12 protein-coding genes are annotated in these 12503 nt (G+C 36.1%); 7 read left to right on the plus strand and 5 right to left on the minus strand.

The window, feature by feature from the left end:
• The first annotated feature begins 309 nt into the window (after positions 1–309).
• The 7 genes from pcaU to AAV96_RS04245 all read left to right on the plus strand — a co-directional run bounded on the left by pcaU (position 310) and on the right by AAV96_RS04245 (position 7260).
• Positions 310–1134 (plus strand): IclR family transcriptional regulator PcaU, encoded by an 825-nt coding sequence (pcaU, locus tag AAV96_RS04215; RefSeq protein WP_046738438.1) that lies wholly within the window; start codon positions 310–312, stop codon positions 1132–1134.
• Between the two features lie 378 nt (positions 1135–1512).
• The gene (aspT, locus tag AAV96_RS04220; protein WP_046738418.1) at positions 1513–3198 is read left to right on the plus strand and encodes an aspartate-alanine antiporter; all 1686 of its coding nucleotides are present in this window, start codon (positions 1513–1515) and stop codon (positions 3196–3198) included.
• A gap of 56 nt (positions 3199–3254) precedes the next feature.
• On the plus strand, positions 3255–4856 hold the full coding sequence (locus AAV96_RS04225; RefSeq protein ID WP_004662715.1) for a bifunctional aspartate transaminase/aspartate 4-decarboxylase: 1602 nt from the start codon (positions 3255–3257) through the stop codon (positions 4854–4856).
• A gap of 174 nt (positions 4857–5030) precedes the next feature.
• Positions 5031–5597: a nuclear transport factor 2 family protein gene (locus AAV96_RS04230; protein ID WP_046738419.1), complete on the plus strand. Its 567-nt coding sequence runs from the start codon at positions 5031–5033 to the stop codon at positions 5595–5597.
• 36 nt (positions 5598–5633) lie between these two features.
• Positions 5634–6002, plus strand: coding sequence for a hypothetical protein (locus tag AAV96_RS04235; RefSeq protein WP_005216792.1), 369 nt, complete (start codon positions 5634–5636; stop codon positions 6000–6002).
• A gap of 59 nt (positions 6003–6061) precedes the next feature.
• On the plus strand, positions 6062–6562 hold the full coding sequence (locus AAV96_RS04240; protein WP_046738420.1) for a chalcone isomerase family protein: 501 nt from the start codon (positions 6062–6064) through the stop codon (positions 6560–6562).
• An 11-nt stretch (positions 6563–6573) separates the two neighbouring features.
• Positions 6574–7260, plus strand: a complete 687-nt coding sequence (locus AAV96_RS04245) for a response regulator transcription factor (RefSeq protein ID WP_046738421.1) — start codon at positions 6574–6576, stop codon at positions 7258–7260.
• 5 nt (positions 7261–7265) lie between these two features.
• On the opposite strand, the gene AAV96_RS04250 is transcribed toward AAV96_RS04245, so the two are convergent.
• Genes AAV96_RS04250 through AAV96_RS04270 form a run of 5 tightly spaced genes read right to left on the minus strand, consistent with a single transcriptional unit; the run spans position 7266 to position 12489 of the window.
• The gene (locus tag AAV96_RS04250; protein WP_046738422.1) at positions 7266–8594 is read right to left on the minus strand and encodes a sensor histidine kinase; all 1329 of its coding nucleotides are present in this window, start codon (positions 8592–8594) and stop codon (positions 7266–7268) included.
• 30 nt (positions 8595–8624) lie between these two features.
• On the minus strand, positions 8625–9674 hold the full coding sequence (locus tag AAV96_RS04255) for an SAM-dependent methyltransferase (protein ID WP_004662728.1): 1050 nt from the start codon (positions 9672–9674) through the stop codon (positions 8625–8627).
• An 8-nt stretch (positions 9675–9682) separates the two neighbouring features.
• Positions 9683–10462 (minus strand): DUF1295 domain-containing protein, encoded by a 780-nt coding sequence (locus tag AAV96_RS04260; RefSeq protein ID WP_046738423.1) that lies wholly within the window; start codon positions 10460–10462, stop codon positions 9683–9685.
• A gap of 37 nt (positions 10463–10499) precedes the next feature.
• Positions 10500–11699: an SAM-dependent methyltransferase gene (locus AAV96_RS04265; RefSeq protein ID WP_046738424.1), complete on the minus strand. Its 1200-nt coding sequence runs from the start codon at positions 11697–11699 to the stop codon at positions 10500–10502.
• The gene (locus AAV96_RS04270) at positions 11674–12489 is read right to left on the minus strand and encodes a DUF1365 domain-containing protein (RefSeq protein WP_046738439.1); all 816 of its coding nucleotides are present in this window, start codon (positions 12487–12489) and stop codon (positions 11674–11676) included. The genes AAV96_RS04265 and AAV96_RS04270 overlap by 26 nt, the downstream gene beginning before the upstream one ends.
• Between the last annotated feature and the right edge of the window lie 14 nt (positions 12490–12503).

Consider the following 12503-nt stretch of genomic DNA (forward strand, 5'->3'; position numbering starts at 1 on the left):
GGTGGAACCATCCCTGATTTGGGAGAGAGCTTCAGTTAATGAGCTTGAACTTTTATCAATCATCTGACTACTTCCTGTACTATGAACCACTCAATCTTCATCCTGAAAACTGATGAAATTAAGCTGAGTGTTTTGTTCGGATTTCTTCTATTTATTTTTGATAAATTTTGATCTTAGTTCTATGCTTCAAAGTGTATTTTGTTCGATGATTGTTACTCATGTTCGATGATCGAACATTATCCAAGTAAAATAGTCTTCTTTAGATTAAAATAATGTTTAGAAAATAAATGCGGGATGGAAATCGAAATTATGGAAAATTCACAAGAGAAAAGTCTTCGCTTGATTCATCATACTGAGAACAAAAAAATCATTCGACATGAAGACTATATTGCGGGCATCGCTAAAGGTTTAAGTATTTTAGAATGTTTTGGACCAGATCGACATCGGCTTAATATTAGTACGGCAGCAGAAAAAACAGGGTTGACTCGTGCAGCAGCACGACGTCATTTACTCACCTTGGAATATTTAGGCTATTTAGATTTTGATGGTCATTATTATTATTTAACCCCTAAAATTCTAAAATTTTCAGGTGCTTATTTAGATGGCTCTCCTTTACCTAAAATTTGTCAGCCATTGCTCAATTTACTTACTAATCAAACCTCTCTGATTTATTCTGTTATGGTTCTAGATGGCTATGAAGCCATTACGATTGCGCGTAGTGCAGCACATCAACAAACAGATCGAGTAAATCCTTATGGATTACATTTAGGCAACCGCCTTCCCGCACATGCAACTTCAGCAGGTAAAATATTATTGGCACATCTAAATGCTGAAGAACAAAAACAGTGGTTAGAACAATACCCTTTAAAACGTTTAACTAAATATACGCATACGGATAGTGAAGTTTTCCTTTCATTATTACATGAAATTAAAGAACAAGATTGGTGCTATTCTTGTGAGGAACATGAACTAGGTGTACATGCGGTCGCTGTTCCGATTTACGATTCAAATGCAGATGTTGTTGCGGCATTAAATATTGTTTCACCAACAATGCGTACAACCAAAGATTATCTGATTACCCATATTTTACCGTTATTACAAGAAACTGCTCGAGATTTACGTCAAGTGATTTAATTTATAAAAAAAGCATTTCCTGAACATGGAAAATGCTTTTTAAAATATTACTAACTTAGATTAATTCTTATTTTTTGTGTAATCTCAAAATCAATTCATAATAATGAAACATGTTATTGATTATCAAAATTCTATAATTTATAGATAAAAATTTGTATCTTTAAGTAATTTTATTTTAACTTTCGTTAAAATTAAAACTTAATAACAATCACCTAAAATTTAAAAATTAATTAATTACAACCACTTAAATACCTATCAATTTAAAATACTAAAACCATCATAATTGCACACATCAAATTCACATAGTATTTTAAAAACATGAAAAATAAATAAATTTTAAACCTAAAGGTAGATAAATAATAAAAGTGAGATCATAAAATGATTGAATGGTTACAGAATGAATTAAAGCATAGTCCTGAAATACTCTTATTCTTATCACTTGCAATAGGATTTTGGATCGGACAATTTCAATTCGGAAAGTTCCAGTTTGGCGGTGTTGCTGGCTCTCTTCTTGTTGCAGTTGTACTCAGTTTAATTGGTGTTCCTGTCGATAATGGTGTCAAAGCAATTCTCTTCGCACTCTTTATTTATGCCGTTGGTTTCGAAAGTGGTCCACAGTTTTTTAAATCTCTTGGCCCACAGTCCATTAAAGAAATTTTACTAGCAGTATTTATGGCGGTGAGTGGCTTAATTACTGTACTCATTATGGCTAAAATCTTCCATCTTGATAAGGGATTAGCAGCAGGATTGGCCGCGGGTGGTATGACCCAATCTGCAATTATCGGTACTGCTGGAGATGCATTATCTCGCCTAGACCTCCCCTTAGCAGAAATTCAAAAACTGCAGGCAAATGTAGCAATTGGATATGCAGTTACTTATATTTTTGGCTCTCTTGGCGCGATCATTATTTGTGTAAATATCCTACCTAAATTTATGGGCCGAGAAATTCATGATGATGCATTAAAAGCTCAATCTGAACGCTTAAAAGGTGCTTTTGAACTCGCCCCTGGTCAAGAATTGGCGATGCCTGAAATCGTTGGACGAATTTATAAAGTTAAACAAGCCAATGGTCAAACGATTGCTGAATTCGAAGCTCAAAAACCAAGTATTACGATTGAGCGACTAAAGCGTAAAGATAAATTTATCGACGTATCTCCAGAGATTATTTTGCAAACTGACGACATTGTTTTGATCGTTGGACGCAGAGCGAGCGTTGTTTCGGTTGCTGATCAAACGGGTACTGAACTCCAATCCTCTCAAGGAATGGAAATGATTATGGATACCACAGATGTCATCCTGAGAAACTCAAAATATATCAATCGTACACTAGGTGATATTAAAGCCAATACACCCGACTATTTAAAACATGGCATCTATGTACTTGGTATTAAGCATAACGATGAAGTACAAATCTTAAATGATGACACGATATTACGCCAAGGCGATATCGTTACCGTTTACGGCACTAAAAGTGATCTTGAACGCTTAGTGAAAGAAGCTGGTAAAGCCTTACCTGAAAGCCTAAAAACTGACTGGATTTTTCACGGTGCAGGCTTGGTTGTTGGTCTACTGATTGGTTTATTTGTTATACGTATCGGTGATGTACCGTTAACGCTTGGTGCAGGTGGTGGTGCCCTACTCTCGGGTCTGTTATTTGGTTGGTTACGTAGCAGAAATCAAGTCCATGGCAATATGCCTTTGGCGGCATCACAACTACTTAAAGATTTAGGTCTCGCAGGTTTCGTTGCGGCTGTCGGTCTTCAGTCAGGTTTACAAGCCATTCAAACAATTAAGGAAAGTGGTCTATCACTCTTTATGATTGGGGTAGTCGTGACGCTGGTCCCACTCATTCTTTCAATGCTTTTTGCTCGTTATGTACTGCGTTATGACAATGTTGCTGTCATGGCGGGAGCATTATCCGGTTCACGTAGTGCTAATCCTGCATTTGGTGGTGTTCTAGATAAAGCAGGTAATTCAATTCCTACGGTTCCGTTTGCAATTACGTATGCATTAGCCAATGTTTTTCTAACCTTGCTTGGTCCACTGATCGTGGGCTTAGCTTAAATAAATTGATGATAAAAAATAATTCATCAGCTTTACTATAATGAAGGAGACTCCCCATGGGGAATATTGATTACTCTAAATACGCAAAACTTAGTCCATTTGAATTGAAAGACAATCTGATTGAATTAGCTCAAAGTAGAACCGACAGACTCATGCTTAATGCAGGACGAGGAAATCCGAATTTTTTAGCCACAATTCCTCGCAGAGCATTTTTCCAATTAGGTTTATTTTCAACAACAGAGTCAGAATTTTCCTTTTCTTATATGCCTGAAGGCTTAGGTGGTTTCCCCCGCCCTGTGGGTTTACAGTCTCGCTTTGATAACTTTGTAATGCAAAATAGAGATAAGCCTGGGGTAGTGTTCTTAGGAAAAGCAATTTCTTATGTTAGAGATCAACTCGGTTTAGACCCTGATGCGTTTTTGCTTGAAATGGTTGAAGGTATTTTAGGGTGTAATTACCCTGTGCCAGATCGTATGCTTCGACTCAGTGAAACGATTATCAAAGAATACATTTTACGTGAAATGGGCGTGCAAGGTATGCCTAAAGAAAATGTAGATTTGTTTGCAGTTGAGGGTGGAACTGCTGCAATGGCTTATATTTTCAACTCATTGAAAGAAAATAAAATTATTGCAACTGGTGATCGAATTGCAATTGGTGCACCTATTTTTACACCTTATCTCGAAATTCCTAAACTTAACGATTATCAACTGGAAGAAGTATTGATCGAAGCTGATCCAACACTTGGTTGGCAATACCCAGAATCAGAATTACGCAAATTAGAAGACCCATCAATTAAAGCATTTTTTCTAGTGAATCCAAGTAATCCACCATCAGTGAAAATGAGTGATGAAGGGTTAGCCATTTTAGCAGATATTGTAAAAAAACGCCCTGATCTAATTATTTTGACTGATGATGTATATGGCACATTTGCAGATAATTTCAAATCATTATTTGCAATCTGTCCAGATAATACCATCCTCGTATATTCATTCTCTAAATATTTTGGAGCAACAGGCTGGCGACTTGGTGTCATTGCGTTGAGTAACAATAATATTTTGGATCAAAAAATAGCTGCTCTCTCTAAAAAAGATAAAAAAGAACTCGAAGAACGATATTCTTCATTAACAACTGATCCAAGTAATATCAAATTTATTGATCGCCTCGTTGCAGACAGTCGTAATGTTGCATTGAATCATACGGCGGGCTTATCTACCCCCCAACAAGTGCAAATGGTTTTATTCGCATTATTCAATTTAATGGATTCACGTCAAAGCTATAAAAAAGCGGTTAAATCTGTAGTACGTGAGCGTGATGCAGCCTTATATCGACAATTAGGCGTTGATGTTCCACAAGATCCAAATGCGGTCGATTACTATACCTTAGTGAATTTAGAAAATACTTCGCGCACCTTATATGGTGACGAATTTGCAGATTGGGTAATGAAAAATAAAAATCCAACTGAATTATTGTTCCGTGTCGCAGACGAAACAGGGGTTGTGTTACTTCCTGGATCAGGTTTTGGTGTACAACATCCTTCTGCACGTGCGTCTTTAGCTAATTTAAATGAATTTCAATACGCAGCAATCGGAGATTCATTAAGACGTTTTGCTGAAGAAGCTTATCAAGAATATTTAAAGTCAAAAAAAGCGAAAAAATAATATTTCTTCGCTAAATCTTCAGTCTACTCAATCTATAAAGCCACGATGTTATCTCGTGGCTTTATTTTTTTAAAACAGGTTCATGTCAACACGCTCATGTAATATCGATCTAGTTCACATCAGATTCACATAACGCGCTCTAAGCTATTTATAAAATGAAATGAGTTTACGAGCATGGCATTTCTACGAACTTTAGCGGTTTCAACATTAGCCTTATTTTCTTTAGCCTCGTGTAAAAGTATACCGAGCTATTCATCTGACTACACCAAAGCAAGTAAACAAATCTCAGGCATAGCTTTGACGCAAGAACAAGCGACTGAAATCGGTAAGCGCTTTACTTCAGCATTCAATACACTTGGAACACCAAGTTTTATTAAAAATGCAAGCCAACTATATGCTGATGATCTATACATTAATGACACCTTATCCCAGTTTTCTAACAAACAAGATTTGGTAAAACATTTTTCAGGTATGAATGAGCATGTGAGTAACGTCAATGTCAAACTTATTAGTGCCACTTATCAAAAAGATTCAGCCTATATACATTGGTATATGGCTTATGATTTTAAAATGTTTGGTCGCAGTAAAACTATGGCATCGTATGGTATAAGTGAAATCAAGATCAATGCATCTAACCAAATTGTTTTTCAACAAGACTATTGGGACCCTGCCAATGGCTTATATCGTTCTTTACCTTATATCGGAAGAGCCTATTCTTTGATTCTACCATTCAAAAAATAGTTTAAAATTCAGCCACCAAAAATATAGAAAAAAATTATGGACGATAATTTCTTATTAAATCAATTTAGCCATATTGATGGTTTAATTGTTTTGGCTTTGATCGATATTGACGATGGCGCTATTTTAGAATCGATTGGAGATCATTATTTTAATATTGATATTGCTGCCCTAGAAATGGCAAATATATTTAATATTCAAAGAGAATTAGCTCAACAGCTTGATGAAATGGATTATCTTGAAGGCATATTGATTAGCTTACAAAATCAATATCACATTATCATGCCGCTCGAGAGTAACCAAAATCTGTTCTTGTATGGTGTTTTAGATCGTGATTCCAGTAATCTCGCTTATGCACGCCATGAAATTCAAAGAATTGAAAGAAATCTTAATTTTTATGCCTATTAAAAATATATCTTATTAAATAAGCTTTGAATTGAGTATTTCTTTGCACAATGGAGCTAAAAATGAATTCTAATTTAAACAAGAAAATATTTTTATTTTGTGCCATTAACTTAATAGTAGGTATTAATGTAGTTCATGCAAATGTTCAAACTTGTCAGAATGCCCCACTAATCGTTACGGGAAAAGTTGTTGGTTCAGTGACATACTTTGCAGAGGATTGTAAAAAAAACTGGGAAAACCAAAACATACGCCTAGACTTTTCTTATCGTAAAAACATTCCTGAATGGGCATTTAAACGCGCGGCAACTCATTTCCTTAAGAAAAATATTGCGGACTTCTCATATAATTCACCACTGAATAACATCACAGAATTATATCATCCTGTAAAAAAAGGTGATCTCTATAGCCTCAGCTACAATCAAAATAGCAATACACTTACATTATCTTTAAATCAAAAGACTCTCGGTGCGATTACAGATAAAAAAGCAAATCAGTATTTTAAAATTTGGTTTGGAAGTTCACCTTTTAATGCTAAATTAAAACAACAATTACTTAATCCATAGTGGATATTATTATGAGCAATCAATTTATCCTGATGGTTGAAGACCACTATGAACTTGCGGCAACTGTATGTGAGTTTTTAGAGGAACATAGTTTTGTAATTGATCATGCGCGTAACTTGGATGCTGCACGTAATTTTCTTAAAACACAGGCTTATCATCTGCTTTTATTAGACATAAACTTACCTGATGGCTCTGGTTATGATTTATGTGAATGGTTAAGAACAGACCAAGGTATGGATATTCCTGTGCTTATGCTTACCGCTCGTGACACCTTAGATGATAAATTGAAAGGTTTTGTTGCAGGCACAGATGACTATCTAGTTAAACCTTTTGATTTCAATGAATTAGTCATGCGTATTCGTGCCCTAATTAAACGTTCATTAGGCGAAGTTTCCAAAAATAAAATTCAAATTCATGACTTAATTTTAGATAGCTCCACACAAACCATTATCCGTGCAGGACAACACATCGAATTGCCACGCATTCAATTTAAATTACTTAAAATTTTAATGAGAAACTCACCAAGAGTAATAACCAAACAAGAAATTATTATTGAGCTTTGGGGTGATGAAGAGCCTGAAAGCGATGCTTTACGTAGTCATATTTATAATTTACGTAAAATGGTGGATAAACCTTTTCAACAGAAACTCATTCATACGATTTCGGGTGTTGGTTTAAAAATCGCAATTGAGGATTAAGTGCTTTAATTCATATATACAACAACAATTAATCCTGTTGTATTCGGCAGTTCAAGTTCAGTATGTGTATTTAAATAATATTGACGATCGAACAACTCAACTCTCCAGCCCAGTTGCATACATAGTTTTTCTACTAACTGTAGCCCTATGCCATGTCCTTTAGGGTTGAGTTTTAGCTGACTGCGACTTAATTCTCGGACTTTTAATTCATCTGGTAAGCTAATTCCAATGCCGTTATCAGCAATGATAATGCTATTTTTCTGTTGAATAATATGAATACTTGAGCCCTGAGAATAATTTAGCGCATTACGCAAAATATTGCTCAACACCATTTTTGTCATCGATGGATATAATAAACGTGTTGATTCTGAATCATCATACTGCACCAAGATTTCTATCCCTTTACTTTGGCTCACCATATCTAAATCGTGAACGAGATCAGTAATAATGACAGATAATCGAGTTTGCTCGGCATTTAGGTTATTGGTCGTGTTACGTGCAATTGCAAGTAAAGTATCTACGAGTAATTGCATGTCTTCAATGGTATTTGCTATACGGTTCAATGATTTATCATTACCATATCTTGCTTGGCAGATTTGGACATTACCTTTCAAAATCGTCAAAGGCGTACGTAATTCGTGACTAACGTCCCCTGTAAACTCGCGTTCACGATGAATAAATTCACTCAGTACTTCATGGTACTTTTCTAATGCCTGTTTTAGATATTCTGCTTCCAAATTGCCATTGGTACTAATATCTTGAAATGGAGAAGCTTCTTTATTTTGATGAACCCAGTCTATTTGTTCTAGCGCATTTGCAAGACGGGTAATCGGTGAAAAATAACGTTTCGCACGGCGATTTGACCACCATAAAATGCTATACAGCACGATCAAACTAAACATTAATGGCGCAAGACCAAACATCCAAACAATTTTATTGACGTTACTTTCACCAAACACCAACAACACATGTTGTCCATTTCGCTCGCCATAAACAGTCATACGATCTTTGCCATCTACAAAAATACGATGCACACCTTGCTGTAAAGTCAAATCACGAAATGGTTGCGGAGGCTTGTTTGATGACCATCGATAACCATATAAATTTTTAGTGTCTGGAAGATCAGCATTTGGATTTCGATCAACACGTATCCAATAATGTTCCATTTCTTGTTCAAGCGCAGTTTTGAGTAATGAACCTTTAATCACCCATGCACTACAAGCAATACCAATAATAATTGAAAGTGCGATCAGCCCGATCTGCAACCAATAATAGCGATTAAACATCTCACCGAGTGGATGATTATTTCCGTCATTTTGTTTCGATCTAAACATTGGCTGATCTACTTACAGAGCTATCTTTAATTATACGACTTTCTTTTTAAACAGGAAGTGACCGACAACCCACTCTTGCCCCTGTTCAAACCCAAATAATTCTGCACAAGCCATAAAGAAAATACGCCAACGTTGCCACCATGCTTCTGCATCTTGAGCGTAAACTTGTTCAAAAAGTGGTTTTAATTGTTCTACATTGCGATCCATATTTTCTAACCAAGCATTCGCTGTTTTCTCGTAATGAGTACCCGACCATTGCCAATGTTTAGATAGTTCTAAATGCTCTTGAAAATGTAAAAATGTTGAACTGGCTGGCATCAAACCACCTGTAAAGAAGTAGCGTGACATCCAATCATATTCACTTTTAATCTCAAATGGATAATGTAAGAAACGATGACAAAAAATATGACACCACAACATCCCATCCGCTTTGAGCCAAGACTGAATTTTCTCAAAAAGTTTTTGATAGTTTCGAACATGTTCAAACATTTCAACCGAAACCACACGATCAAAAGTATTCGCTTTTAACTCGAGCACATTAACATCACAGGTTAGGATTTCTACGTTGTTTAGACCACGCTTTTGAGCTTCTGCAAGAATATGTTGGCGTTGAGTAGCTGAATTAGACACTCCAGTAATTTTTGCATTTGGATAACGCTCTGCCATCCATAAAGTAAATGATCCCCACCCACAGCCTAACTCTAAAATTTGTTGACCATCATGTAATTGAGCTCGATCACTATATATCTGTAGTGCAAATTCTTCAGCTTCATCCAAATTTGTTCGATCATGGGGAAAGAAACATGCACTATATTTCAAACGTTTTCCTAGAACCGCCTGAAAGAATGCTGTAGGTAATTCATAATGCTGCTCGTTGGCTTTGTCCGTTTCGATCGCAATTTCACTGTGCTTTAACATATTAAGCACATCCATATAGCGCTGAGCACCTTGTTCAGGATCATAACGCCCTTCTTGAATCAAACGCTTTTTACTCAATGCACGGATGGCTGCACGAATCGCTTGATCAGGAACTAAACCGCTTTCGACGAGTTTTAAAGATTTTTGAATAATAAAGTCCATGTGCGTACCTACTCTTTGGGTTTCCACGGAATAAAGATAGAAGTTCGTTTTTGATAATCGAGATAATTTTGACCGCGATTTTTTAATGCTTGTTGTTCACTAAATGGAATACCTGTGATGTAGTACAAAAACAACCACATCAACACTGGATAAATCCACAAGCTATATAATCCTGCTGCTAATCCAATGGTTGGATAAGCAAACCAATGCAACCATTCAAAAAAATAGTTTGGGTGACGTGAATATCTCCATAGACCTTGATCCATTGTTTTACCATGGTTTTTCACATTTTCTTTAAAGCGGTAAAGCTGTTGATCAGCAATTACTTCTCCAATAAATGCGATCACCATAATCATTCCAGCAATAATCAAATAATCATTGGTATCTATGCTCCAAGACATGCTTGGTACATTCAATAAACACCACATTGGAAGACTAAATAAGATGGCCAATCCTGCCTGAAACATGAAAAAAGCAAAGAAACCTAAATGTTGATATTTTCCCATCGCCCTACGCATATTGGCGTATCGTCTATCTTCCTCATGTTCAGCCAGATAACGTCGAAACAAGTGCAAGCTCAATCGTAAAAACCAAATCGAACTGAATATTCCAATAAATAATCTGACGTACAATGGTGCAACATCAATAATTAATGCTGTCAGAGCAGTATTTAAAAAAATACAAAAGCTCCAAGCGACATCTACAATACCTGCTCGATGATTAGAGGTTGCCCACAACCAACAGAGTGACATTACTACGGCATCAATTAAAAATAATTGCCACAACATAACCACCTCCTTGATGCACTAAAAAATCATGGATTTTTTAATAAGGGCTTGCTTCAAATAGAAGATGCACATCACTGATCACCCCTTCTTTAAAGCCACCTTCGCAATAACAGAGATAGAAATCCCACATCCGAATAAAGTTTTCATCAAATCCTAAAGCCAAAACGTGTGCTTTAGCATTTAAGAAACGCTCACGCCATTGATGAATCGTTTCTGCATAGCTCAAGCCAATATCTTCAAGGTGTTTCAAACGCAACTGTTGTTCAGATGCTGCTTGAGTTAAAACGCTGATACACGGAATAAAACTACCTGGGAAAATATAGCGTTTAATATAATCCACGGTATTCAACGCTTTTTTATAACGTGCATCTTCAATCGTGATAGCTTGAATCAATCCCAAACCGTTCGGTTTTAATAAAGATCGACATTTATTGAAATAAGTCGATAAATATTGCTCACCTACAGCTTCGATCATTTCGATCGAAACCAACTTATCGAATTTTCCTTCTAATAATCGGTAATCTTTGAGTTGAACATTGACACGATGACTAAGGCCCGCATCTGCGATACGTTTGGTTGCTTCATCGTATTGTGCTTGAGAAATCGTAATCGTAGTGACTTTACAGCCATAATGCTGAGCAGCGTAGATCGCAAAACCGCCCCAACCGCTCCCAATCTCAACCAAGTGATCCATAGGTTTAAGCTGTAACTTCTGACAAATCAGTTCTTTTTTATAATCCGATGCTTCTTCTAAAGTCATATCTTTGTGCTTATACACAGCACTTGAATACATCATTGAAGAATCAAGAAAGAGTTTGAAAAAATCGTTACTCAGATCGTAGTGCTCTGCAATATTTTTACGACTACCAGATAATGAGTTCTTACGGGTTTTATACCAAGCTTTTAACAACAACTGACTGGCTTGAGAAATCACATTTTGATTAATTTTATCGAGCACATGGCGATTTCTTGCTAGAATCTGAATCACTTCAACAAGATGCTCAGTACTCCAATAACCACGAATATAACCTTCAGCTGCACCAAGTACACCGTTTTTAAAAATGAGATCGATCAATTCTTGATTATGAATCTCTATCGTCGCTTCTAAATCAGAAACCTCACCCACGGTACCATTCCATTCTCCACGAAAATGAATTTGTCCATGACGAAGTTTTAGCAAGCTTCGAAGAACCAAAGGCAGTGAATCCTGTTCACCGAAAATAAGCGTTTTCATCATGTTGTTTTAAATCCTTATCTTTTTTTGGGTGCCGATAAAATGGAACTTTCTTTCGCCATAGATGAAAAGCTTGAACGTAGATCGAAGCTAACATCTTGAAAGGTTCAAGGATATGATGAATAGCATAACGATTCAGTTGTGAAGGAACTGTGATGCTGGTTAACGTGAAACGCATCGTTGCATCAAAGATAAATTTATCTGATTGATAAAGCTGCATATGAATCACATTTTGTTCATCTGAAAAGTTAAATCGCCATTTGTACTGAATATCCATTGGCATAAATGGTGAAACATGAAAACTCTTTTCAAATTCGAACTCATAACTTTTAAAATGACTGTGCTTTTTTAATTTTTGACGGCAGTCATGCACATAAACTTTACGTTCATTCCAAGGGGTATTGGTAATTTCACTCAATATGAAAACAGGTTGTTTTTGAGGATTGAGTACAAAATAAAAGATGACTGAATTAAAACTAAATCCTAAAGTTCTTGGTAAAGCGAGGACACGAATTTCTGATTGTGTCGACAAAATCGTATCCACTTGCTGCAAAAGAATTTTCTTAATTCGTTCTCTGATCGAACCGGTATAGCCTTTTAGAAAATCATTTTCATAGAGATTTAAGATATTCCAACGCGAAGTTGAACAAAGCCATGAACGATCTAGGTTTTGATCGATACGATCTGGATCAAAACATAAATAGCTCAAACTAGACTGAAAATCGTGTACTTTTGGATGAAAGCGACGATGTCTAATCTGAGCTTTGGCTATGGAAAGTGAATCTTCAAACATATGATCACCTCCAA

Origin of the sequence: Acinetobacter sp. AG1, assembly GCF_001005525.1 — a bacterium.
Classification (GTDB): domain Bacteria; phylum Pseudomonadota; class Gammaproteobacteria; order Pseudomonadales; family Moraxellaceae; genus Acinetobacter; species Acinetobacter modestus.

Coding starts and splice junctions, on each gene's coding strand:
- AAV96_RS04255 (WP_004662728.1), bottom strand. CDS start 9,674: ATGGACTTTATTATTCAAAAATCTTTAAAACTCGTCGAAAGCGGTTTA.
- AAV96_RS04240 (WP_046738420.1), top strand. CDS start 6,062: ATGAATTCTAATTTAAACAAGAAAATATTTTTATTTTGTGCCATTAAC.
- AAV96_RS04250 (WP_046738422.1), bottom strand. CDS start 8,594: ATGTTTAGATCGAAACAAAATGACGGAAATAATCATCCACTCGGTGAG.
- pcaU (WP_046738438.1), top strand. CDS start 310: ATGGAAAATTCACAAGAGAAAAGTCTTCGCTTGATTCATCATACTGAG.
- AAV96_RS04270 (WP_046738439.1), bottom strand. CDS start 12,489: ATGTTTGAAGATTCACTTTCCATAGCCAAAGCTCAGATTAGACATCGT.
- aspT (WP_046738418.1), top strand. CDS start 1,513: ATGATTGAATGGTTACAGAATGAATTAAAGCATAGTCCTGAAATACTC.
- AAV96_RS04245 (WP_046738421.1), top strand. CDS start 6,574: ATGAGCAATCAATTTATCCTGATGGTTGAAGACCACTATGAACTTGCG.
- AAV96_RS04235 (WP_005216792.1), top strand. CDS start 5,634: ATGGACGATAATTTCTTATTAAATCAATTTAGCCATATTGATGGTTTA.
- AAV96_RS04260 (WP_046738423.1), bottom strand. CDS start 10,462: ATGTTGTGGCAATTATTTTTAATTGATGCCGTAGTAATGTCACTCTGT.
- AAV96_RS04225 (WP_004662715.1), top strand. CDS start 3,255: ATGGGGAATATTGATTACTCTAAATACGCAAAACTTAGTCCATTTGAA.
- AAV96_RS04265 (WP_046738424.1), bottom strand. CDS start 11,699: ATGATGAAAACGCTTATTTTCGGTGAACAGGATTCACTGCCTTTGGTT.
- AAV96_RS04230 (WP_046738419.1), top strand. CDS start 5,031: ATGGCATTTCTACGAACTTTAGCGGTTTCAACATTAGCCTTATTTTCT.